Annotated in this window: 22 protein-coding genes and 1 tRNA gene; 11 read left to right on the forward strand and 12 right to left on the reverse strand. The window is 68.0% G+C overall.

Features of this window, described 5'->3' with window-relative positions; all coding sequences use genetic code 11:
- Nucleotides 1–3 precede the first annotated feature (3 nt).
- The 4 genes from F0357_RS16795 to F0357_RS16810 form a co-directional block, all read right to left on the reverse strand.
- On the reverse strand, nucleotides 4–840 hold the full coding sequence (locus tag F0357_RS16795; protein ID WP_153484676.1) for a carbohydrate ABC transporter permease: 837 nt from the start codon (nucleotides 838–840) through the stop codon (nucleotides 4–6).
- Nucleotides 840–1,721 carry a carbohydrate ABC transporter permease gene (locus F0357_RS16800; protein WP_153484679.1) on the reverse strand — a complete coding sequence of 294 codons (882 nt, stop codon included), beginning with the start codon at nucleotides 1,719–1,721 and terminating at the stop codon, nucleotides 840–842. The genes F0357_RS16795 and F0357_RS16800 overlap by 1 nt, the downstream gene beginning before the upstream one ends.
- Nucleotides 1,722–1,892: 171 nt before the next feature.
- Entirely contained in the window at nucleotides 1,893–3,314 is a 1,422-nt protein-coding gene (locus F0357_RS16805) for an extracellular solute-binding protein (protein WP_153487204.1), read from the reverse strand.
- A 516-nt stretch (nucleotides 3,315–3,830) separates the two neighbouring features.
- The gene (locus tag F0357_RS16810) at nucleotides 3,831–4,805 is read right to left on the reverse strand and encodes an AraC family transcriptional regulator (RefSeq protein ID WP_312861637.1); all 975 of its coding nucleotides are present in this window, start codon (nucleotides 4,803–4,805) and stop codon (nucleotides 3,831–3,833) included.
- A 401-nt stretch (nucleotides 4,806–5,206) separates the two neighbouring features.
- Here F0357_RS16810 and F0357_RS16815 point away from each other — a divergent pair, with 401 nt between their 5' ends.
- Nucleotides 5,207–6,301 carry an alcohol dehydrogenase catalytic domain-containing protein gene (locus F0357_RS16815; protein ID WP_208948386.1) on the forward strand — a complete coding sequence of 365 codons (1,095 nt, stop codon included), beginning with the start codon at nucleotides 5,207–5,209 and terminating at the stop codon, nucleotides 6,299–6,301.
- A 48-nt stretch (nucleotides 6,302–6,349) separates the two neighbouring features.
- On the opposite strand, the gene F0357_RS16820 is transcribed toward F0357_RS16815, so the two are convergent.
- On the reverse strand, nucleotides 6,350–7,081 hold the full coding sequence (locus F0357_RS16820; protein ID WP_246161499.1) for a 5-formyltetrahydrofolate cyclo-ligase: 732 nt from the start codon (nucleotides 7,079–7,081) through the stop codon (nucleotides 6,350–6,352).
- A gap of 41 nt (nucleotides 7,082–7,122) precedes the next feature.
- Nucleotides 7,123–7,962, reverse strand: coding sequence for a MurR/RpiR family transcriptional regulator (locus tag F0357_RS16825; protein ID WP_153484685.1), 840 nt, complete (start codon nucleotides 7,960–7,962; stop codon nucleotides 7,123–7,125).
- Between the two features lie 205 nt (nucleotides 7,963–8,167).
- Here F0357_RS16825 and F0357_RS16830 point away from each other — a divergent pair, with 205 nt between their 5' ends.
- The 4 genes from F0357_RS16830 to F0357_RS16845 are packed head-to-tail and all read left to right on the forward strand — an operon-like array spanning nucleotide 8,168 to nucleotide 12,301.
- Entirely contained in the window at nucleotides 8,168–8,938 is a 771-nt protein-coding gene (locus tag F0357_RS16830) for a 5-formyltetrahydrofolate cyclo-ligase (RefSeq protein WP_153484689.1), read from the forward strand.
- 13 nt (nucleotides 8,939–8,951) lie between these two features.
- Entirely contained in the window at nucleotides 8,952–9,923 is a 972-nt protein-coding gene (locus F0357_RS16835) for an ABC transporter substrate-binding protein (RefSeq protein WP_153484693.1), read from the forward strand.
- 6 nt (nucleotides 9,924–9,929) lie between these two features.
- Entirely contained in the window at nucleotides 9,930–10,712 is a 783-nt protein-coding gene (locus F0357_RS16840; protein WP_153484697.1) for an ABC transporter ATP-binding protein, read from the forward strand.
- Nucleotides 10,709–12,301 (forward strand): ABC transporter permease, encoded by a 1,593-nt coding sequence (locus F0357_RS16845; RefSeq protein WP_153484701.1) that lies wholly within the window; start codon nucleotides 10,709–10,711, stop codon nucleotides 12,299–12,301. The genes F0357_RS16840 and F0357_RS16845 overlap by 4 nt, the downstream gene beginning before the upstream one ends.
- 15 nt (nucleotides 12,302–12,316) lie before the next feature.
- Here F0357_RS16845 and F0357_RS16850 read toward each other — a convergent pair whose 3' ends face one another.
- From F0357_RS16850 to F0357_RS16860, 3 genes are read right to left on the reverse strand one after another with little or no spacing between them, the layout of a single operon-like run.
- On the reverse strand, nucleotides 12,317–12,877 hold the full coding sequence (locus F0357_RS16850) for a DUF4865 family protein (protein WP_153484705.1): 561 nt from the start codon (nucleotides 12,875–12,877) through the stop codon (nucleotides 12,317–12,319).
- The gene (locus F0357_RS16855) at nucleotides 12,874–13,308 is read right to left on the reverse strand and encodes a cupin domain-containing protein (RefSeq protein WP_153484708.1); all 435 of its coding nucleotides are present in this window, start codon (nucleotides 13,306–13,308) and stop codon (nucleotides 12,874–12,876) included. Before F0357_RS16855 ends, F0357_RS16850 begins: the two co-directional genes overlap by 4 nt.
- A complete protein-coding gene (locus tag F0357_RS16860; protein ID WP_312861638.1) occupies nucleotides 13,305–13,706 on the reverse strand; it encodes a tautomerase family protein in 402 nt (133 codons plus the stop codon). Before F0357_RS16860 ends, F0357_RS16855 begins: the two co-directional genes overlap by 4 nt.
- A gap of 107 nt (nucleotides 13,707–13,813) precedes the next feature.
- Between F0357_RS16860 and F0357_RS16865 the strand changes: the two genes are divergently transcribed.
- A complete protein-coding gene (locus tag F0357_RS16865; protein WP_153484714.1) occupies nucleotides 13,814–14,716 on the forward strand; it encodes a LysR family transcriptional regulator in 903 nt (300 codons plus the stop codon).
- A 69-nt stretch (nucleotides 14,717–14,785) separates the two neighbouring features.
- Here F0357_RS16865 and F0357_RS16870 read toward each other — a convergent pair.
- Nucleotides 14,786–14,862 (reverse strand) — tRNA-Arg (locus tag F0357_RS16870).
- Between the two features lie 259 nt (nucleotides 14,863–15,121).
- On the opposite strand from F0357_RS16870, the gene F0357_RS16875 reads away from it, so the two are divergent.
- From F0357_RS16875 to F0357_RS16885, 3 genes are all read left to right on the forward strand, one after another.
- Complete coding sequence (locus tag F0357_RS16875) at nucleotides 15,122–15,877, forward strand: SDR family NAD(P)-dependent oxidoreductase (RefSeq protein ID WP_153484718.1); 756 nt, start codon at nucleotides 15,122–15,124, stop codon at nucleotides 15,875–15,877.
- Nucleotides 15,874–16,641 (forward strand): SDR family NAD(P)-dependent oxidoreductase, encoded by a 768-nt coding sequence (locus F0357_RS16880; RefSeq protein ID WP_153484721.1) that lies wholly within the window; start codon nucleotides 15,874–15,876, stop codon nucleotides 16,639–16,641. Before F0357_RS16875 ends, F0357_RS16880 begins: the two co-directional genes overlap by 4 nt.
- Nucleotides 16,642–16,797: 156 nt before the next feature.
- Nucleotides 16,798–18,054: an arsenic transporter gene (locus F0357_RS16885; protein WP_153484724.1), complete on the forward strand. Its 1,257-nt coding sequence runs from the start codon at nucleotides 16,798–16,800 to the stop codon at nucleotides 18,052–18,054.
- Nucleotides 18,055–18,069: 15 nt separating this feature from the next.
- Here the strand turns inward: F0357_RS16885 and F0357_RS16890 are convergent, their stop codons facing one another.
- Nucleotides 18,070–18,969: a quinoprotein dehydrogenase-associated SoxYZ-like carrier gene (locus tag F0357_RS16890; protein WP_153484728.1), complete on the reverse strand. Its 900-nt coding sequence runs from the start codon at nucleotides 18,967–18,969 to the stop codon at nucleotides 18,070–18,072.
- Nucleotides 18,970–19,244: 275 nt separating this feature from the next.
- Here F0357_RS16890 and F0357_RS16895 point away from each other — a divergent pair, with 275 nt between their 5' ends.
- The gene (locus F0357_RS16895; protein WP_153484732.1) at nucleotides 19,245–20,210 is read left to right on the forward strand and encodes a quinoprotein relay system zinc metallohydrolase 2; all 966 of its coding nucleotides are present in this window, start codon (nucleotides 19,245–19,247) and stop codon (nucleotides 20,208–20,210) included.
- Nucleotides 20,211–20,242: 32 nt separating this feature from the next.
- Nucleotides 20,243–20,833, forward strand: coding sequence for a PQQ-dependent catabolism-associated CXXCW motif protein (locus F0357_RS16900; RefSeq protein ID WP_153484737.1), 591 nt, complete (start codon nucleotides 20,243–20,245; stop codon nucleotides 20,831–20,833).
- On the opposite strand, the gene F0357_RS16905 is transcribed toward F0357_RS16900, so the two are convergent.
- Complete coding sequence (locus tag F0357_RS16905; RefSeq protein WP_312861639.1) at nucleotides 20,826–21,773, reverse strand: LysR family transcriptional regulator; 948 nt, start codon at nucleotides 21,771–21,773, stop codon at nucleotides 20,826–20,828. The genes F0357_RS16900 and F0357_RS16905 overlap by 8 nt on opposite strands.
- Between the last annotated feature and the right edge of the window lie 80 nt (nucleotides 21,774–21,853).

The following is a 21,853-nucleotide window of genomic DNA, read 5'->3' on the forward strand; positions in this document are numbered from 1 at the left end:
GCCTCACTCCTTGACCGCGCCGAAGGTGAGGCCGGCGACGATGTGGCGCTGCACGAGGCCGAGGACGAGGAGTGCGGGCACGAGCGTGAGCATCGCGGTCGCCGCCATCTGCCCCCAATTGGTGCCGGTCACCGTGACGAACTCCGCGAGGCCCGTGGTGATGGTGCGGGCGTGGACCGAGGTCAGCGTCGCGGCAAAGAGATATTCGTTCCAGGCGAACACCCACGTCAGGATCCCGGTGACGGCGATGCCGGGCTTGGCGAGCGGGATGATGACCTTGGTGAGCACCTGCCAAGTGTTGGCGCCGTCCACATAAGCCGCCTCGTCGAGCTCGCGCGGGATGCCGTCGATGATGCTGCGCAGGGTCCAGATCGCAAAGGGCAGGTTGAACACGCAATAGAGCAGGATCAGCCCGATGCGCGTGTCGAACATCTTCCACTCGCCGATGGTGAAGACCTGCGTGTAGAGCAGGAACAACGGCAGCAGGAAGACCGCCGGCGGCGCCATCCGGTTGGTGATGGTCCAGAAGAAGATGTTCTCCTTGCCCGCGAGCTTGTAGCGCGACAGGGCGTAGGTCGCGAGCACGGCGAGAATGGTGACGAGCAGCGCATTGGAGGTCGCGACGATGATCGAGTTCAGCATGTAGCGCTGAAACGCCGGATCGCTCATCACGTTGAGATAATTGTCCTTGAAGAACCCCTTCGGAATGAGGCTCGGGCTGCCGAACAGCTCGACGCGGCTCTTCGCGGAGACCGAGAACATCCAATAGATCGGCGCGAGCGTGACGAAGCTCGAGAGGATCCAGAAGGCGATCGAGAGCAGGGGGCGCTTGCGATGCATCACTCGGGCCTCCGCAGATCGCGGCGTGCGACCAGAGCCGCATAGAGCAGCCAGCACATCACGACGGTCAGATAGAGGGTGAGGAGCGACATCGCCGATCCGTAGCCGTAATCGGTCTTGGGAAAGACGACGCGCCAGATGTAGAGGCCGATATAGCGGGTGGCGGAGGCCGGGCCGCCGCCGGTGAGCATCCACACCTCGTCGACCGTGCGCAGGGCGTCCATCAGGCGAATGAACACCGTGGCGAGGATGGCCGGCTTCAGAAGCGGCAGCGTGATGTGCCAGAACATCTGGAAGCGGTTGGCGCCGTCGATCTGCGCCTGCTCGAACGGCTCCTTGGGCATGGCCGACAGCGCTGCGAGGAGCGTCAGCGTGACGAGCGGCGTCCAGTGCCAGATGTCCATCACCACCGTCGCGGCGAAGGCCTGGCTCGGATAGCGACCGATGTTGAACTCATAGCCGAACCAGCGGTCGAGATAGTAGGGCAGCGGTCCGAGCCCCGGCACCGTGAGGAGCCGCCATGTTGCGCCGACCGCAATCGGCGCGACGACGAGCGGCAGGGTGTGCAGGGTGCGAAAGAAGCCCTTGCCCGGAAAGTCCCGCATGAAGAACTGGGCGAGGAAATAGCCGAGAACCACCTCGCCGACGACGGCGAAGACGGCGAACTTCAGCGTCAGCCACAACGACCGTAGGAACGGCTCGTCGAACACCAGACGGCGGAAATTCTCGGCCCAGACGAAGTGCATCGTGGGGTCGGCGGCGAACGAATTCCATTGGGTGAAGCCGATCACCAGCACGTAGAGGAAGGGCACGACGCCGAAGACGAACAGAACGAAGAATGTCGGCGTGAGGAACAACCAGCCGACCGAAGATGAGCGCATGAGGCTCGCTCCCATGACATGGCGTCGTCGAAGACATGGCGTCGTCGAACGGGACCGTGCGGATCGCGGAGAAGAGGGCGGGCGCGCCAGGGCCGGCCTCGGTCTTTCCTACGCATCCGGCGGGGTGATGCCGCGGCCTGTGCGGCCGCGGCACCCGATCTCAGGCGAGGCTCACTTCTGGTAGCCCAGGGTCTTGAGCTCGGCGTCGACCGCCGCGGCGGCCTTGTCGAGCGCCTCGTCCGGCGGCAATTCGCCGGTGATGGCCTGATAGATGAACGGGGCCATCGCCTCACGCGCCTGGTTGTGGAACGGGTAGGGCGGCGCGCCGCGGAACAGCTTTCCCTGCTCCTTCATCAGCGTGTAGTAGCCGTCCACCTTCTTGTCCTGGGCGATGATCTTCGGATCGTCGTAGGTCGCCGTATGGGTGATGCGGCTGCCGGCGAGCGCCCAATCGGCCTGCACTTCGTCCTGCCCGATATATTCGAGGAAGAGGAGGGCGGCGGACTTGTTCTTCGACGAGTGCGGAATGCCGAAGGCGCCACCGTCATAATAGCCGATGTAGCCGACGCCGGACTCCGCTTCTTCCATCACGCCGGGCTCGACCGGCGGAAGGGCGACGCCGACCTTGCCGACGACCGTCGACTTCTCCGGGTTGGTGGCGATCCACGCGGCGTTCTCGCCATAGACGAGACCCTGCGCGGCGCGGCCGGCGGCGAACGTCGCGGCGACCTCGTCCCAGGTGCTCGAGGTCGATTCCGGCGGCGCATATTTCAGATTGCCGATCCACCACGCGAGCGCCTTCTTGGCGGTGTCGCTGTTCATCTTGCCGCCCTTGTCGACCGAGGCGACGTAGGTCTTGGGATCGATGCCCCAATTGTAGACGCCGTAGGTCGGCAGCACGCTCTCGACGAACTCGTAGACGGAGGCGGGGTGGCCCGACGCCGCCTGCACCGTGGTGCCCCACAATTGCAGGTCGTTCTGCTTGCCGTATTCCGTGAAGAATTCGGCGATCTGGGTGTAGTCGGCGTGGTTCTTCGCCGGCGCGAGATCCTTGCCGTATTTGGCCTTATAGGCGGCCTGAACCTTCGGGTCGTCGAACAGGTCCTTGCGATAGAGGTAGACCTTGATGAAGGCCTCCATCGGCACGCCGTAGAGGTCGCCGTTGGCGCCCTTGAAATTGTCGATGAAGGTCGTGAAGTGCGTGGTGTCGAAGGTCGGCGCCTTCAGCGAGGGATTCTTGTCCATGTACTCCGTCAGATCGACCAGGAATTTCCGGGCGAGATAGGAGTAGATGATGTCCTGCTCGATATAGACGAAGTCATAGATGCCGGTGTTGGCCTCCATGTCCTTGATCGCCTTGTCGTACATCTGGTCCCAGGAGGTCCCCTCGAACTCGACCTTGATGCCGGTCGCCTTGCTGAAGGCGGGGGCGAGCACGTCCTTCACATAATTGGACGGCGGCGTGCTCTCCGAGATGCCGCGGATGGTGACGCCCTGCAGATCCTTCGACGCGTCCGACCAGAAGTCCGCGAACGCGGGCGCCGTGCCGGCGAGCAGCGTCGCGGTAAAGGCGGCCGCGACCCAGGTTCTCATATGCTTCATCGTCTTCTCCTCCCCGATGGCCGCTCTCGTAGGATGCGGCTCTCATGCCTTCCGGTTCCGGGCTTCATGGTCAGCGCCCGGTGGTCCGGTCTCCCCGTCGTCGCCGGGTCTTCCCCCGGCCACTCGTCTCTCCTTCATTGGGCGCAGCCGGCGCTCCATGGTCGCCCGCCACCCGCTCACGCGAGACATCGCCCCCGTCTTCGGAGCTCGAGCCGCTCCTCGTGCCGCGCGGGCGACAAAATCCCGACCTCACCGCCGCGGCTCGCGGACCCGGTGTGGTTTCCTCATCGTCGATCTCAGAATAGTGGTGCCCGTCGACGGGCATTCGCGAGATGGACCGTCATCGTCTCCATCCGCCGGCGCCCCCGCGATCGGCTCGGCCAGGGCCGATCGGTCGGGATGACGTTCGAATACGCTAGCGGCGTTTCCCCTATGCAGCCACGCCTACTTTTTTGTGCGTCGGTACTTTTTTGCGAGGCCGTCTCGTCGTTGATCGGCCTCGCTCCGTCATGCGCCGGCGCGCAGGTCTCCCGCGAGGGGCGGTACGGTCGTCGCCACCATCCGCGTGCGGCGGCGATAGGACGAGGGTGTCTGCTCGCAGAACTTCGCAAATTGCCGATTGAAGTTCGCGATGTTGTTGAAGCCCACCTCGAAACAGATGTCGGTGATCGGCTGATCCGTCTCCATGAGGCGTGTGCAGGCGGAATAGACGCGGGTTCGATTGACGAACTTCGCGAAGGTGTGGCCGGTCTGCTTCTTGAACCAGCGGGAGAAGGCGGTCGGTTCCATGCCGCAAAGCGCCGCGACGTCGGCGAGGCGGATCTCGGAGACGTAATTCTCGCGGATATAATCGAGCGCCGTCTCGATGCGCTCCTCGAGCTGCGAGCGGGCCGGTGTCGGCAGCCGGCGCGACAGGCTGCGACGCTCCGAGGGGCGCGCGGCGAGCAGGGTCAACAGATCGAGAAAGAGGACGAGCCGGCTCGCGCCGTAGGCCTCGCCGATCTGACGCAGCAAGACGGCGCCCTCCCGCGCGGTGCGGCCGGAAAAGACGAGCCCGTAGGCCGCCTCGTCGAACAGCGTGCTGATCTCCTCGAACTCGACGAAAGAGGCGCACAGGCGGTCGGCGAATTGCGGGGTGAACTGCACCAGCATATCGCGGTTGGGAACGACGACGCCCGGCGGCACGTCGCTCATCCAATTGTGCGGCACGTGCGGCCCGGTCAGCACGAGGCAACCCTCGCTGAACGGCTCGACGTGGTCGCCCACCATCATCGTGCCGCTTGAGGCCTGGATCAGGTGCAGCTCATATTCCGGATGATGATGCCATTTCGCTAAATGATGCGGGTAATCATGCACATTCCAGCGAAAGGACTCCGACGGACGATAGACGATTACCTCATGATCGGGCGCGAGTTTGCGCTCCATGCCCATGTAGACCTCCCCGTTCTTCGAGAGCCGCTCTTCGGCAGCTTCTTCACGCACGTCGTCTTCACGCGCGTCATCCTGGGGCCGGCGGAACGGGCGCTCCCGTCGTTGCCGGCTAGATCATGCTAGTTGCATGATCACATTTGACACCGTGCGGCTCCAGCGAACCGACCGTCACCTATCCGTGAACGCGGTTTCCTCCTCGGGGCTCGCGCTGCCCTCGGCGCGACGGTTCCAGATCGCTTCTGCTTCCAAATCGTATGTGCGACGGGACGCGCTTGCTATCCCGCTTTCCGGATCGACCTGTATTATTTTGACACCCGAGGTTGAGAAAGTATCGCTCCATCGGCAGGGCCACGATAGCGGCCCGGTCCTGCCTTGATAGCCTTCCTCCCGAAATGCCGACCGGACCCCGATCGTAAGGGTGCACCGGCCGAGAACAATAGCGGGAGGAACCCATGCTCAAGAACATCGTCGACCTGCCCAAGACCATGGCGTCGGTCGTCTGCTACGGCCCGCGCGATTATCGGCTGGAAGAATTGCCGGTTCCGACGGTCGGTCCCGGGGAGGTCCTCCTCAAGGTCAAGTCGGCCGGCATCTGCGCCAGCGACCTCAAGTGCTATCTCGGGGCGCCGCTGTTCTGGGGCGACGCGACGCGCAAGGGCTATTGCGAGCCGCCGATCACGCCGGGACACGAATTCGTCGGCGAGGTGGTCGCGCTCGGCGACGGGGCGGGCGAGAAATACAAGCTCGAAATCGGTGATCTCGCCGTCTCCGAACAGATCGTGCCGTGCTGGAATTGCCGCTTCTGTCAGACCGGCAAATATTGGATGTGCCAGCGCCACGACATCTACGGCTTCCGTCAGGCGACGCCGGGCGCGATGGCGGAGTTCATGTGCCTTCCGGCGGGCGCCCTGAACCACAAGGTGCCGGCGACCATGCCGGCCCATCATGCGGTCTTCATCGAGCCGCTCGCCTGCTCGATCCACGCCGTGCAGCGCGGCAACATCGAGTTTCAGGACGTGGTCGTGATCGCCGGCGCCGGACCGCTCGGCCTCGGCATGTTCGCCGCCGCGCGGATGAAGCAGCCCGCCCTCCTGATCGCCATCGACCTCAACGACCAGCGGCTCGAGATGGCCAAGCGCTGCGGCGCCGATATCGGCCTGAACCCGACCCAGGTGGACGTCGTCTCGGAGGTGAAACGCCTCACCGGCGGCTACGGCTGCGACGTCTATATCGAGGCGAGCGGCCATCCCCAGGCGGTGGTCGACGGCCTGGCGATGATCCGCAAGCTCGGCACCTTCGTCGAGTTCTCGGTGATGCGCGAGCCGGTCACGGTCGACTGGACCATCATCGGCGACACCAAGGAACTCGACATCCACGGCGCGCACCTGAGCCCGCACACCTATCCGGTCGCGATCCGTATGCTGGAGCAGGGACTTCTGCCGATCGACGAGATCGTCACCCACCGCCTGCCGCTCGCCGACTTCCAGGCCGGCATCGACCTCGTCGCCGCCGGCACGGCCTCGATCAAGGTGACGCTGGAGCCATGAGCGGGCCGTCGGCGGGGCAGGGCGAGCCCCGCCGACGGCCTTCGATCCTCACAGACCCATCGCCTTGAGCTCTTGGAGCGGGGGGATGGTGTCGAACATGTGCGGGTCGAGGCGGTCCCACAGGATGTTGCAGGTCGGCTTGTGGGGAAGGGCGATCTCGATAGTGCGCGTCGGCGTGAAGACGACGTCGGCGACGGTGTCGAACACGTCCGGATAGAGAATCTCCTCGAGCACCTGGCAATCGTGGACGACGGCGGCGACCGGGGTATCGGCCTGCACCCGCCCGAGGGCGTGGAGCATGCCCCATTCGGCATCGAAGAAGCCGTGGCCCTTGCCGAAGCGGACGCCCTCGTGGTTGATCGCGCCCGTGCCGGTGACGAGGAAATCGACCGGCTTCATCTGCCGGATGTCGGCGAGATCGACCGGGCGGCCCATCCGCTCCATGCCGTCGAGCGTCGAGGCGAACAGCCGCATCTCCGGGGCGATCCGCGCCGGATCGAGCACCCAGAAGCCGCGCTTGATCGAATAGGTGGTCATCAGCACCGTCTTGCCGTCGTCGAGCGCCTGCTTGCGCAGCCGCTCGACGCAATTGTCAGGGGCGATGAAGATCGTTTCGGCGTTGCGGTAATGGGGGTGGGCGGTCAGGCGGGCGATCGCGGCCTCGCCACCGTCGAAGTCGGCGATGAAGGAGCCGAAATCGAAGTGGAAGCGGCTGTCCGGCACCGCGACCTTCAGAAGCTCCGCCCAGACGCGCTCGCGCACCGAACTCTTGTGGTCCATCGTCTTCATTCCTCGGGGTCGTCTTGAAGAGGGGCGGGGCCTCAATCGAGGTCGTCGAGTTCTTCGTGGATCTCGGCGATGAGGTCCGCGCGCTGTTGGGCCGGCCGTCCGAGCCGGGCGGCGGCGGTCATCGCGAGTAGCTTCAGGGCGCTCGTCATGGTGGTGAAGGCGCTGCCCCCGGTGCCGTGGCAGGCGATCGCGACCTGCGCCCACCGGCGAACCCACAGAGCGCCGGCGAGATCGGTGATGGCGACAACCTGGATGCGCGTCGTGCGGGCATGATCGAGGATGGCGCCGAGCACCTTGGGGCGCCGGTCCGCCATGAAGACGAGCAACGTGTCGCGGGGGCCGGTCATCGCGAGCACCTCGCCCCATCCGCCGGGGTCGGCCGCGAGTTGGTGGACATTCGGCCGCATCCGCGAGAAATGGGTGCGCGCGAGCCGCGCCAGCCCCTCTTCGGCACCGAGCCCGAGCGTCCATAATTTGGGGGCGTCGGCCACCAGTTCGGCCGCGGCGGTGAGGCGGTCGGAGCGGAGATCCTCGAAGGTGCGCGTCAGCGCCGCGATCTCGGCCTGAATGTGCGCGCCGATGGAGCGGGCGCCGAGCGGTACGATTTCGGCGGACGGCAGCGCCTGGAACGGCGCGGTGCGGTTGCGCTCCTCCCGGGCCTGCTGGCGCACCTCGTTGAAGTCGGCATAGCCGAGACTGCGGAACAGCCGGGCGGCTGTCGCCTTGGAGACGCCGGCGAGGTCGGCCATCTCCGTCGCCGAATAGGTGAGGATATCGGCGTGATGTTCGAGCAGGAGGGCGGCGAGCTTGCGCTCGCTCGGCGAGAGGTCCTCGAACCGTTCCTGAATCCTGAGCGATAGACGCGTCGACATCCGGCCATCTCTGAAACGATCGTTTCAATATGCCGTCGCTCGATCGCGTCGTCCAGTCGGGAGGTGCGCTCAAAAATCAGGCAATCCGGCCTTTATTTTGATCGTGACAACTGTTTCAAGGTGCTGAAACATGCGCTTCGAGACAGGGCTCCACCTGAAACAAGCGTACCAATCGGCCGCCGTGGCGCGGCCGGAGATGGGTTGAATGTCCGGATCGCGGATCGTCAGGCAGAGGATATGGTCTCGGTTGGCGGCGGTGGCACGCCCCGACAGCCGATTCCATTTCGACTTCGCCCATGTCATCCCGGATTTCGAAGGGTCGGAGGCTGCCGTCGCGCGGTTGTTCGCGGCCGTGGATCCCGCGCGGATCCGGCGCGCCTTCGTCACGCCCGATCCGAGCCTCGTCGGTGTCCGCCGGGCGCTTCTCGATGCCGGCGTGCCGATCCTGGTCGCGACCTACGATCTGCACCGCGGCTTCGTGCTGCTCGATCCGGCGACGATCGCGCCGGATCTGCGCCTCTATGCCTCCTGGCTCGACGGGCTCGAACATTTCGGCCGCCCGCTCGATCTCGCCGGCATCGCCGCCCTCGGCCGCCTCGATCTGATGGTGACCGGTGCCGCCGCCGTGTCGCTCGACGGCGTGCGCTTCGGCAAGGGGCACGAATATTTCGATCTCGAATGGGGCCTCTTTTCCGAGCTCGGTCTCGCCGACGAGGAGACCCGTCTCGCAGCGCTCGTCCATGACGTCCAGGTCGTCGACGAGCGCTTCAACCCCGAGCCGTCGGACATCCTGGTCGATCTCGTGGCGACGCCGACGCGCGTGCTCGATGTCGGGCGCCGCGGCCGCCGTCCGCGCGGCATCGATTGGGACCGCGTCGATCCCCGCCATGTCGAGACCATCCCGCCGCTCGCTGAACTCGCCCGTCTTCGCGGCATGACCGCGCTGTCGCCCACCCCTCAATCGACCGCCCGCTAGAGGAGACCCTTTCATGCCGTTCGCGCTCGACCGTCGCCGCTTTCTCGCCCTGTCGGCCGGCACGCTTGCCGCCGGCGCCTTCGTGCGGCCGGCCTTCGCCGGCTCCAAGCTCTCGATGCAGGCGTCCTGGATCAACGACGCCGAATTCACGGGTTACGTCGTCGCCGAGACCAAGGGCTACTACACCGCCGAGGGCATCGACCTCGATTATCTGTCCGGCGGCCCGGACGTGATCCCGGAAGGTGCGCTCGTCGCCGGCAAGGCCGATCTGGCGCTGACGACGCCGGATACCACCGTCCAGGCGATCGTCGATCAGGGTGCGCCTTTCAAGATCATCGGCGCCCAATATCAGAAGAATCCGCTCGGCGTCGTCTCGCTCGCCTCCAAGCCGATCCTGGCGCCGAAGGACCTCGTCGGCAAAACCCTCGCGGTGCCGCCGGTCAACGTGGTCTCGGTCGAGGCCATGCTGAAGATCAACAACATCGACCCGAAGGATGTGAAGATCGTCCCCTATGAGTACGATCCGACCCCGCTTCTGAAGGGTGAGATCGACGCCTCGGTCGATTTCGTCACCAACGTGCCCTACACCATCAAGATGCAGGGCGCCGAGGCGGTCTCCTTCCTGCTCTACGATTACGGCTTCACCATCTTCAACGACACCGTGGTGGTGACCGAGGAGACGCTGAAGACCAAGCGCAAGGAACTCGTCGGCTGGTTGCGCGCGTCGCGCAAGGGCTGGGTCGAGAACCTCAAGGATCCGGCTGTCTATCCGCCGCTCTTCAAGGACACCTTCTACAAGGGCAACGGCCGCACCATCGCCAACGAGATCTACTTCAACACGGCCCAGAAGCCCTTGATCGAGAGCCCGGCCGGCCTGTTCTCGATGACCGAGGAGGCGATCGCCAAGAACATCGAGGCGCTGTCGCGGGTCGGCATCAAGGCGAAGCGCGAGATGTTCGACACCACCCTCCTGGCGGAGGTCTGAGCCGCGATGGGGGAGGCGCTCGATCTCGTCCTCGGCGACGTCGAAAAGAGCTTCACGGTCGGTGGACGTGCGTTCCAGGCGCTCGGCGGGGTCTCGCTCGCATGCCCTCCGCGCTCGTTCACGGCGCTGATCGGGCCCTCCGGCTGCGGCAAGTCGACCATCCTGCGGCTCGCGCTCGGCCTCGAGACGGCCGATCGCGGCCGCGTGGCGATCGGCGGCCGGCCGGTCGCGGAGGCCGTGAAGGCGGGTCACACCGGGGTCGCCTTTCAGGATTCCGCGCTGCTGCCGTGGCGTTCGGTGACCGACAACATCGCGCTGCCGCTCGACGTGCTCGGCCGGCCGCGCGGGCCGCACCTCGGCCGCATCGGCGAACTCATCGATCTGGTCGGCCTCGGCGGGTTCGCTGCGGCGCGGCCGAGCGAACTCTCCGGCGGCATGCGTCAGCGCGTCGCCATCGCCCGCGCGCTCGTCACCGAGCCGTCGCTGCTTCTCCTCGACGAGCCGTTCGGTGCGCTCGACCAGATCCTGCGGCGGCAGATGAACCTCGAATTGCAGCGCATCTGGCTGGCCTCGCGGGCGACCACTCTGCTCGTCACCCACGGCATCGACGAGGCCGTGTTTCTGGCCGACCGCGTCGTCGTCATGGCGAGCCGGCCGGGCCGGATCGCGGCGACGTTCGACGTTCCCTTCGAGCGGCCGCGCCGCCCCGAGCTCCTCACCGATCCGCGCTTCCACGCCCTCGAGGATGCGATCGGCGAACGGCTTTATGCCGGCATGGAGCCCGCATGAGGCCGGTGCGCATCGGGTGGGTGCGCCTGAGACCGGCGCGCTGGAAGCCGTCGTTGTCGCTCACGCTCGAAGTCGCGGCCGCGCTCGCGATCTGGGAGCTCGCCGGCCGCATGAAGTGGATCGCGGACGGCGCCTTGCCGGCGCCCTCGGCCATCCTCGTCCGGCTCTGGATCGATTGGGCCGATTATCCGCCCCATCTCGCCGCGACGCTGACGACCGCCGCCGTCGGCTTCCTGATCGGCAACGCCATCGGCATCGTGTGCGGCACGCTGTTCGCCTTCAGTCCGGTCGCCGAGCGGCTCTTTCGCGGCGTCAACGTCGCGATCTTCGCCCTGCCGGCGATCGCGATCGTCCCGGTTCTCGTGCTGACGCTGCCCTCTGACGGCGCGCGCATCGTGCTCGCTGCCCTCGGGTGCTATTTCACCACCATGACGGCGACCATGGTCGGCCTCGCCTCGGCGGATCCCCGCGGCATCGACGTGGTCCGCGGCTGGGGCGGGGGCAGGGCGGCGGTGTTCCGCTATGTCCGCCTTCCGGCCGCGGTGCCGGCGATCCTGTCGGGCCTTCAGGTCGGTGCGCCGAACGCGCTCCTCGGCTCGATCCTCGCTGAATTCGGTGGCGGCGGTCGTTGGGGCCTCGGCGCCTATCTGATCGGCTCGCTCGGCCGCGCCGAGCCCGACCGGCTCTGGGGTATCGGCCTCGTGGCGACGGCGTGCGCCGCGGTGGGCTACGCCGCCTTCGGTCTTCTCGGGCGAGCCCTCACCGGCTCGGTGCGCGCCGCCACCCTTCCGACCGGAACCGCGGCGCTGCCGGCACCCGCGCTCGGGCGCAGCGGGCGGCTCGCCCTCGCGGCCGGGGCGGTCCTGATGCCCTTCGCGCTGTGGTGGGGTGCGGTCGCCGCCTCCGGGCTGCCGGCCATGCTGGTGAAGTCGCCCCTCGACGTCTTCGCTTACCTTACCGCCGGGCCGCGGGCGGAGGGCGTGCGCGAGCGCCTGATCGGCGCGCTCGCCGAGACGCTGCCGCCGAGCCTCGCCGGCGTCGCGCTCGGCGTCGTCGCCGCGCTTCTCCTCGCCGTGCTCGCCGAGGCGGCGCCGCGCCTCGCGCGCCTGATGATGCCGCTGTCACTGTTCACCCAGGCGATGCCGCTCGTCGCGCTGACCCCGATCCTGGTGCTCGTCTTCGGGCGCGGCACGGCGGTGATGCTCGCCGTCACCGTGTCCGTGACCTTCTTCCCGGCTTATGTGCTCTTGGCGCAGGGGCTCGCGGCGGTGCCCCAGGGCGCGCGCGATCTCGGCCGTGCTTACGGCGCGTCGCGCTGGCGCGAACTCCGCCTGATCGCCCTGCCGGCGGCGGTGCCGCATCTCTTCGCGGCGATCCGGCTTGCCGCGCCGCGGGCGATCCTCGGCGTGATGATCGCCGAATGGCTCGCCACCGGCACCGGTCTCGGCAACCTCCTCAATCGCGCCCGCGGTATGCTCGACTACGGCATGATCTGGAGCGTCGCCGTCCTCTCCGTCCTCGTCTCCGTCGCCCTCTACGAACTCGTCTCGGCTGCCGAGGGCGCGGTCATGCGGCGGCGGGGCGGGTGAGGGGGCACCGGCACATCAAGGCTTGGGCAGGGCGATGTGGCCCACCTCATAGGTCTGCGTCGCTTCGGTCGCGACGGGCACCGTTTCCCATAGAGTGAAATGTAGCATGCGCCATTGCGTCGGGTCGAAGCCGGCGAGGGATGCGAGCGCGCCGTTCCTCATGGCGGATCGGCCCTCCGCAATCGCCGTATCGCGACACGCGGCGAGATCGGAATAGGGCGCGATCACCGCGATCGTACGCGCTGCATATCGCGCGGCCCGCAGGTCGGCGGCGCGTTCGGCGGCCCAAACCAGCCAAGTCTGCACCGACGGCCAGCCGAAATCCCGCGTCAGCGCGGCAAAGCCCGGGCTCGACAGAAAGCTGTCGATCCCGTCTGGCTCGTCCCAGAGATAAAAAGGCGCATAGAGATTCTCGGTGCTGGCGAGGTCCGCACTGTGCTTGCGCGCAGAAAGATACGTTTTGAAGAGAAGGTGCGGGAATCCGTCCAGCAACGGCCCCTTCTCGCGGATGCGGCGGTCGATGATCGTCATGTCGTAGTCGGCGGGCAGGGTGAAGCTGTATTGCATCGCGATCATCGAGCGCGCTCCTCTGCGATGTCGGGTCCGAACCAGTGCACGGCCGTTCCATTCATGACGGGCTGGACGCTGAGATAGCCGAAGGGACAGCCAGGGGCGGCGCCGTGCCGATGGCGCTCACCGGGGGCGAACCAGACGGCATCCCCGGCGCGCACTTCGATGGGCTCATCGCCCTCGCGCTCGACGATGCCCACTCCGTCGAGGACGAAGAGAAGTTGGCCCCGAGGGTGGCTGTGCCAATAAGTCATCACTCCGGGCTCTACGAAGGCGCGTATCGCCGTCATCTCGCCTTCGACACGGCTTTCGAGCAGCGACTGAACGAGAAACGGGCCGCTGGAGATGCCGTCAGGGGCCGAGCCCACCCCATCGCCGGCACGACGGACTGTCATGGCCGCCGGGCAAGCCGGTCGCAGATGCGAGCGAGCGCTCATCGATTGCGCTCCGCATCGCTCGCAGCGGCCGAAAGGCCCGACCCGAAGGACCAGTCCTCGAACGCCGCGTTGATGATGACGACCATGACGTCCTCCGGTCGGATGCCGGGAGACCCAGCCAGGTTTTTGACGAGCCGCTCATAAAAGAGCGCCTTCGTTTCGCGGGATCGCGTCTTCCCGGTCGTAATCTCGAACAGGATATAATCGTCGGAGCGCGGGCCGCCGCGGTATGTCCGGTCGAAGATGAGTTCTTCGGCGTCGTGTTGGTGGAACGCAACGAAGCGGTCCCTCTCCGGAACCTCGAAACAATCGACCAGAGCGCGATCGAGACCGTCGCTGATCGCGGAGAGATAATCGGCGGATTTTCCCGCCCTCAGGGATATTCGGGTGAAAGGCACGGGGAGCACTCCAGAGAGGCCGTTGACAGGCGCACTATGGAAGAGGCCAAATATCCGGAAAATCGAATTGTTCAGGATGATATGTTCGGATTTTCAGGACTAAGGCGATGCGCGTGACGAATCTCGACATGGACGCCGTGCGCAGCTTCGTGGCCGGAATTGACGCCGGCTCATTTGCACGCGCCGCCGATCGGCTCGGCCGTTCGACCTCCGCGGTGAGTGCCCAGCTCAAGAAATTGGAGGAGCAGACCGGAACGGAGCTCGTGCGCCGGTCGGGGCGTGGCCTTGCTTTGACCGATGGAGGAGAGCTCTTTCTCTCCTATGCGCGGCGATTGCTGAGCCTCAACGACGAGGCGATCGGCGCGGTGCGCAGCCCCGAACTCGAAGGCTGGATCCGTCTCGGCATTCAGGAGGATTTCGGCGAGACGCTGCTCCCGCGCGTGCTCGGCCGCTTCGCCCGTGCGCACCCCCGGGTGCGCGTCGAAGGCCGGATCGCGCGCAACGGCGAGCTGAAGGAGAAGATCGGCTCGGGGCAGCTCGATCTCGCGCTCGCCTGGGATGACGGCTCAGCCGCGCCGGGGCAACGGATCGCCGCGCTGCCGCTCTGCTGGCTCACGGCGGCGGAACAAGAGCCGGCCTGGCAGGCCGGCCGCGACGAGCCGTTGCCGCTTGCCGCGCTGGAGGCGCCGTGCCTCCTGCGCACCATTGCCTGCACCCATCTCGATCGGCAGGGTATTGCTTGGCGCATCGCCTTCGTAAGCCCGAGCCTCGGCGGACTGTGGGCGGCGACAGCAGCGGGCCTCGGGATCGCGCTCCGCACCCCGCTCGGCCGGCCGCCGACCGTTCGCGTTCTCGACCCGGCCGCGCACGGTCTGCCGTCGCTTCCGTCACTGGGGCTTTGCCTTCTTCGATCGGGCGCGTCCGAAAATCGGATCGCCGACCATCTCGACGCGATCCTCCGGCAGGCGCTCCAAGATATGCTGCCCGCGGAATGGTCTCGGTCGTCCTGATCTGGTCTCACAGAGATCAAAGCCGGCGAAGCGAGCCGGCTACGATCGATAACGAATATCGATTTAAAATGGCGCGCCCGAAGAGATTCGAACTCCTGACCCCCAGATTCGTAGTCTGGTGCTCTATCCAGCTGAGCTACGGGCGCTTGCCTAGCGGGGCGGGATCGGCCGCCGGCGCGTTGGCATCCTAGTAGCCGCAACGTCTGCGCATTTCAAGGCCCAAAGCGCGGCCGCGGCGGGCTGTGGACAAGCCCCTCCCGTTGGCGCCATCTTGCGGCCGGCCGCTTCGACCCGCCGCGTGGCCCCTCCATAGGGGCCCGCCACCCGGCGTGCCGCAGCAGCGCCCGAACCCCATCAGCCGCCGCGAGGCCTCTGGCCCGCCGGCGCCCCGCCCGAGGAATTTCCATGCCGTCGTCCCGTCGCGTTGCGCTCGTCACCGGTTGCGGCAGTCCGACCGGAATCGGATGGGCGAGCGCCCGGGCGCTCGGCCGGGCGGGCGCGGTCGTCCACATCGCGGCGACCTCGGATCGCATCTTCGCGCGGGCGGCGGAGCTCGAGGCCGAGGGCATCGCGGCGACCGGGCACATCGCCGACCTGACCGATCCGGTCGCGGTCGCCGCGCTCGCTGGCGCGGTCGGGCCGGTCGACATCCTCGTCAACAATGCCGGCATGGCGAGCCTCGGCACGCTCGACGAAACCGGGCCGCTCGAGACCTTTTCGGACACCCTCTGGCGCACTGTGATCGACCGCAACCTGACGACCACCTTCAACGTCATCCGCGCGGTCGTACCGGGCATGAAGGCCCGCGGCTATGGGCGCATCGTCAACGTCTCGTCGACGACCGGCGCCGTCGCCGGCGTCGCCAACGACAGCGCCTATGCGGCGGCGAAGGCCGGAATGCTCGGGCTGTCGCGGTCGCTCTGCCTGGAGGTCGCCGGGCTCGGCATCACCGTCAATTGCGTGGCGCCCGGCTGGATCGCCACCGGCTCGCAGACGCCGGCCGAGGCGGCGGCGGGCGCGGCGACGCCGGTCGGCCGCTCGGGGCGGCCGGAGGAGGTCGCCGATTGCATCGCCTGGCTCGCCTCCGAAGGGGCGTCCTACATCACCGGCCAGCTCGTCGTCGTCGACGGCGGCAACTCGATCGTGGAGGATCGCCGATGAGTGGAACCGAGCGGGTCGTTCTCGTCACCGGCGCGGCGGGCGGCATCGGCGCCGCGACCGCGCGCCGCTTCGCCGCGACGGGCTGGCGGGTCGTGCTCACCGACCGCGACGCCGCGCGGCTCGCCGAGATCGCCGCGGCGCTCGGTGATGCGCCGTTCCGCGTCGCCGACCTCGCCGATGCGGAGGCTGCGCGGGCGCTGCCCGATTGGGCAGCGGAGACGGCGGGCCGTCTCGATGCGGTCGTCAACGCCGCCGGGATCTGGGTCGAGGGGCCGGCCGAGGCGGCGAGCGCGGCGGAGTTCGACACCGTGTTCGCCGTCAACGTGCGGGCGGTGTGCCTCTTGAGCGGGGCGGCGATCCCACACCTCAAGCGGACCGAGGGCGTCATCGTCAATCTGTCGAGCGATGCCGGCGTGCAGGGCAACAGCGGCGCGGCGCTCTATTGCGCCTCGAAGGGGGCGGTGTCGCTCTATACTAAGGCGCTGGCGCTCGAGCTCGCGCCGTTCGGCGTCCGCGTCAACGCGGTCTGTCCGGGCGACGTCGACACGCCGATGATGGCCTATCAAGCGCGCCGCTATGGCGGCGGCGACGAGGCCGGCTACATCGCCCGCGTTCTCGCCGGCTATCCCCAAGGCCCGGAGCGCGCGCGCCTCATCCGCGCCGAGGAGGTCGCCGCCTTTATCCGCTACCTCGCCGAGCCCGACGCCGCGCCCATCACCGGCGCGCTTTTGTCGATCGATTTCGGCTATTCGGCGGGGAAGTGAGGGACCTTCGCGACACGGAACCTCGACGCTTGGAGAGGGGTAGGATCATGATGGCCGCGGCGTCCGGTGGACGCCTCGGCCGTTTCGCTTTATTCGGGCCGCGACGCGCCGCCGTGGGTGAAGATCAGTGGGCGGCGATCAGCGGAGAGCGTGCCGATGGCGCCCGAGACGGCGAACGGGGTGATCTGGGCGGTGGCGGCCGGCGCGACGGCGGGGGTGATCGTGCGGCCCTTCCGCCTGCCGGAAGCGATCTGGGCGGTCGCCGGCGCTGCGCTCCTGATCGCGCTCGGCCTCATGCCCCTCAGCGACGCCGCCGCGGCGGTGGGGCGCGGGCTCGACGTCTATCTCTTCCTCATCGGCATGATGCTGATGTCGGAGACGGCGCGGCGCGAAGGGCTGTTCGACTGGGTCGCCGCGGCCGCCGTGAACCACGCCAAGGGTTCGTCCAAGCGGCTCTTCCTGCTCGTCTATCTCGTCGGCGTGGTGGTCACGACCTTCCTCTCGAACGACGCCACCGCGGTCGTCATGACACCGGCGGTGTTCGCGGCGGCGCGCAAGGCCGAGGCCGATCCGCTGCCCTTCCTGTTCATCTGCGCATTCATCGCCAACGCGGCGAGCTTCGTGCTGCCGATCTCGAACCCGGCCAATCTCGTGCTTTATGGCGGTCACATGCCGCCGCTCGGGCCCTGGCTCGCGAGCTTCGCGCTGCCCTCGCTCGCCGCCATCGTCGCGACCTATGTCGCCCTGCGCTTCGTCGAAGGGCGCCGGCTTGCCGCCACCTGCGCGCCCGCGGTGCCGCAGCCGACGCTGTCGGCGGGCGGCTGGACCGCGCTCGGCGGTATCGTGGTGACGGCGCTCGCGCTCCTCGTCGTCTCGGCGCTCGACGCGCCGCTCGGGGCGCCGACCTGCGTGCTCGGCGTCGCGACCACGCTCGCGGTGACGGCCTTTCGCCGCCGCTCGCCCTGGCCGGTCGTCAAGGACGTGTCGTGGGCGGTGCTGCCGCTCGTCGCCGGGCTGTTCATCCTGGTCGAGGCGGTCGGGCGGACCGGGCTCATCGAGGCACTGGCGGCGACGCTCTCCGTGCACGCCGCGGCCGCGCCGACCCTCACGGCGGCCGTCTCGGGCGGGCTCGTCGGCATCGTCTCGAACCTGATGAACAACCTGCCGGCGGGCCTCATCGCCTCGACCACGATCGCCGCCGCGAACCCGCCGCAGAGCGTCGTCGACGCCATGCTGATCGGCGTCGATCTCGGGCCGAATCTCTCGATCACCGGCTCGCTCGCCACCATCCTGTGGCTCTCCGCGATCCGCCGCGAGGGCGAGCATGTCGGCTTCTGGCGCTTCCTCAAGGTCGGCGCGGTCGTGATGCCGCCCGCGCTGATCCTCGCGATCGCGGTCCGGCTGTTGATCTGACCGCTTAGGCCGCCTTCACTGGCTCGCGGTGTCCGGCAGGCTCGTCGAGAAGTGGGTGCCCTCGGTGTCGCCCGCGGCGACCGTGATCTCGCCGCCCGTCGGCTTGTAGTTGAACTGGATGGTCGGATCTTCCGACAGCGAGATCCCGCCCTCCATGGAGAAGACCAGCCGGTCGCCGTCCTTCACCACGATGTCGTTGACGAACCGGGCCGGGATGTAAAGCCGGGTGAGCTGGTTCATCTGGAGGCCCGAATAATTCGGGTGGCGGATCATCAATTGCGCCTTGGACATGCCCGGATCGGGCGCCGGCGCGCTGCTCTCGGCAACCGGCTTCAGGCGCATCTCGCCGAGATGGGCGAGCGCCGTGTCCTGGTCTTTCAGGGCGGGTGCCGAGCAGCCGCCGGAAGCCTTCACGAAGCGCTCCGTCATGTGCAGCTTGCCGTCGCTCGTCTCGGCGATGGCGCGGATGAAGGAATAGGCGTTCACCCGGAGCCGCGTCGACAGGAGGAGATCGCGGCGGTCGGGGCCGAACGTGAAGGTCGCAGCGACGGGGGCGGGATTCTCGTCGACGATCAGCGTCAGCTTTTGGATCGTCAGCGGCGATCCCTCGGGCAGCTTCATCGTCACGGTGATCGGCACGATCGCCGCGTCCTCGGCCCGCTTCGGGGCGACGAGGGTCATCGTGGAATCGTTGTCGGCGATCGGCTTGTCGCCGAACACGTCGGGCTTGAGCGAGTCCCACGTCGCCGTCGAGGGCGCGTCCTGGGCCGGCTCCGCGGCGGTGGTCGCTGCGGGCTGGGTGGCGGCCGCATCGGCGGCGAGGGCGCCCGCGAGGGGCATCGCCACAGCGAGCACGAAGGCGGCGACGGACGGAACTGAGACCGCTCGCACGGAGCGGGAACGGGCGCGGATCATGACGGGCCTCGGCGTTTCCGGGAGCGCCGGTCGGCATCACGGCCGCGGACCCGGAAGATAGCGGCGATCCGGGCCGGTCGGTCGCGTGGTGCGCGCCGCCGCTCTCTGTTATCTCTTGGGGAGCGATCATACGCTGATCGCCGCGAAATGACAGCGGCGGGACGGAGACGGCGCACCCCGCCGCCCCGAGAACCCGCCCGACGAGGGAGGCGGGTCCTGTGTGCGGACCTTGGTGCGAGGGACGGGCGTTTGCCGGCGGCGGAAGCGCGCCCGGCTTGAACCGGCGGAGCGTGCTCGGTGCGGTGGCGGCCGGGGCCGCGGCGTTCGCATTGCGGCCGTTCGTGGCGGTCGCCGCGGAGGATGCGGTGGCCGGCGATGCGATCGCGCCGCTCCCCGTGCAGGAGGTGGCGCCGGGCCTCTTCGTCTATCAGGCGCCCTATGAACTCGCCGACGCCCGCAACGAGGGCGCCGTCGCCAATGTCGGGTTCATCATCGGCCGCGAGGCGGTCGCGGTGTTCGACACCGGCAATTCGCGTCTCGCCGGGCGCCGTCTGCGCGCCGCCGTGCGGGACAAGACGCCGCTGCCGATCCGCTTCGTGATCTTCACTCACATGCACCCCGACCACGTGCTCGGGGCCGCGGCGTTCGCCGAGGACAAGCCGGAGATCGTCGCCTCGACGAAGCTGCCGCGGGCGCTTGCGGCGCGCGCCGAAACCTATCTCGAGGCCGGGGCGCGGGCGATCGGACCCGCCTTTGGGGGCACCGTGGCGGTCGAGCCGACCCGCGTCGTCGACGGCAGCGACGCCATCGATCTCGGCGGGCGCCGGCTGACGCTCACGACCTATCCGACCGCCCACACCGACAACGACCTCAGCCTGTTTGACACCGAGACGGGGACGCTCGTCCTCGGCGATCTCCTTTTTCTCGGCCATGTGCCGTCGATCGACGGCAGCACGCTCGGCTGGCTCGCCGTGCTCGACACGATCGCCGCGCGGACCGACGTGCGCCGTGTCGTGCCCGGCCATGGTCCCGCCGTCGTCGATTTCCCCGCCGGGCTCGGCCCGGAGCGGACCTATCTCGAACGACTGGTGGCGGACGACCGCGCGCTCCTCAAGGCCGGCGGCGACATCGCCGAGGCGCCGGAGCGCGCCGGCGTCTCCGAGCGCGGGAAATGGGCCCTGTTCGACGAGTTCAACCCGCGCAACGCCATCACCACCTTCCACGAGCTCGAATGGGAATGAGCGTCGTGCCCGCGTCTGAGGAGAACCGGCCGATGAAGACCTGGAATTGGGGAAGCGCGGCGCGGCGCGGCGCCCGGGTGGCACTCGCTGCGCTCGCCCTGTGGGGCATGCTGGCCGTGGCCCCGAACGCGGCCCGAGCCGAGGCGTCGGTGCCGGAGCCCGCGGGCTACCGGATGGAGGATTATCGCGCGCCGACGCCGGCGACGCTTCAGGGCGCGACCATCGTCGACACGGCGACGGCCGAACGGCTCTGGCGGGCCAAGAGCGCGATCTTCCTCGACGTGCTGCCGCGGCCGGAGAAGCCGGCGAACCTGCCGGCCGGCACGATCTGGCGGGACAAGCCCCGGCCGCACATTCCGGGCAGCCTCTGGCTCGCCAACACCGGCTACGGTGCACTGAGCCCCGACATGGATGCCTATTTCCGCCGTGGCCTCGAGACGGCGACCGGCGGCGACAGGGCGAAGGCGATCGTGTTCTATTGCCTCAAGGATTGCTGGATGTCGTGGAACGCCGCCAAGCGCGCCCTGGCGGACGGCTATACGGACGTGCTCTGGTATCCCGAGGGCACCGACGGCTGGGCCGCGGCGAAGCTGCCGACCGAGCTCGCGACGCCGTTCAAGTAGGGCCGGGCGCCGCCCCACCGTCCAAGCTCAGCTTCGGCATGAAACGGCCGCCTTCGCGGGCGAGGAAGTCTTGGAGCGAGCGGGTCGCCGGCATCAGGCGCTTGTCGCGGTTGCGCACTGCGAGCCATTGCCGCACCACCGGCAGGCCGGCGACGTCGAGCATCGCGAGCCGGCCGTCGGCGATCTCGGCGGCGACCGTGTGGGCGGAGATGAAGGCGAGCCCGAGGCCGGCCATCACCGCCTGCTTCACCGTCTCGTTGCTGCCGATCTCCATGGCGATGCGCGGGTGCGGCACCCCGGCCTCCTCGAACAGCCGCGTCATCAGCCCCCGCGTACCGGAGCCCACCTCGCGCACCAGGAAAGCTTCGCCGGAGAGACGGGCCGGCGAGAGCGCGCGTTCGGCGGCGAGCGGGTGGTCGGGCGGGGCGATCATGATGTGGGGATGGTCGCCGATCACCATCGTGTCGGCGTCGAGCTCGGCCGGCGGTCGCCCCATGATCGCGAGATCGAGCGCGAGGCCGCTCAAGCCGGCGATGATGTCGCTGCGGTTGCCGACCACGAGCTTGAGCTCGATGTCCGGATGGGTGCGCCGGAACGCGCCGAGGGCCATCGGAGCGTAATATTTCGCCGTCGAGACGACGCCCACGACGATCGAGCCGGCGTCGGGCCGCCGGATCGCGGCGAGCGCCCGGGCGCATTCGCCGAGGGTGTGCTCGATGCGCGCCGCCGCATCGAGCATCTCGCGGCCTGCCGCGGTCGGTTGCAGCCGCCCGCCGAGCCGCTCGAACAGGGGAAGGCCGATCTCCTCTTCGAGCTGCTTCATCTGCGCCGTCACCGCCGGCGGGCTCAGGCCGGCGCGGGCGCCGGCCGCGGCATAGGAGCCGGTTTCGTGCGCGAGGGCGACGAGGTGGAACTGCTTCAGGGTCCAGTGCGGCGCCACTTCCAAAATCCTGAATGCTCTGTTCAGATCATTCCAATTTACCAAAGGCGCGAACGGCGGCAACCTGTCTTCAACAAGAT

Source organism: Segnochrobactrum spirostomi, assembly GCF_009600605.1.
Taxonomy (GTDB): Bacteria; Pseudomonadota; Alphaproteobacteria; order Rhizobiales; family Segnochrobactraceae; genus Segnochrobactrum; species Segnochrobactrum spirostomi.